The following is a 384-nucleotide window of genomic DNA, read 5'->3' as shown; positions in this document are numbered from 1 at the left end:
GGCAAATATCACGAATTTGCAAAAATTTTACGCAAGTATAATATATCAGGCAAGGAAAATGCCTTTGATAAACTTGTAAATATTTTTCTTTGCAAAATTTATGATGAAACTTTTAATAAAAACAATCTCAAATTTGGATATTTTGGTGTAATGGCAGATACTTATGCAAATATGCAAGATAGATTAATGTGGCTTTATAAAGAAGCTATGAAAGAATTCTTAGGAGAGAAAATTACCTTTGTATCCAATGAAGATATAGAAAAAGACTTTAAGCAATTAAAGATAAAAACTTTAAAATAAGTAATGCAAAATTACATCAAAGAATTAAAATTTTATTCAAATAATGATTTTGCAATTTTAGAAGTGCATAATAAAAAATTATTC

1 pseudogene is annotated in these 384 nt (G+C 24.0%); it reads left to right on the top strand.

The features are described 5' to 3' along the window. Window positions 1–384: pseudogene (locus tag KJR01_RS10025) on the top strand (hypothetical protein); the annotation flags it as partial.

The sequence above is a fragment of the Campylobacter sp. 2018MI10 genome, from assembly GCF_018501175.1.
GTDB lineage: Bacteria > Campylobacterota > Campylobacteria > Campylobacterales > Campylobacteraceae > Campylobacter_E.
The sequence above is the reverse complement of the archived record's forward strand: the minus strand, read 5'-3'. Positions and strand labels throughout refer to the sequence as shown.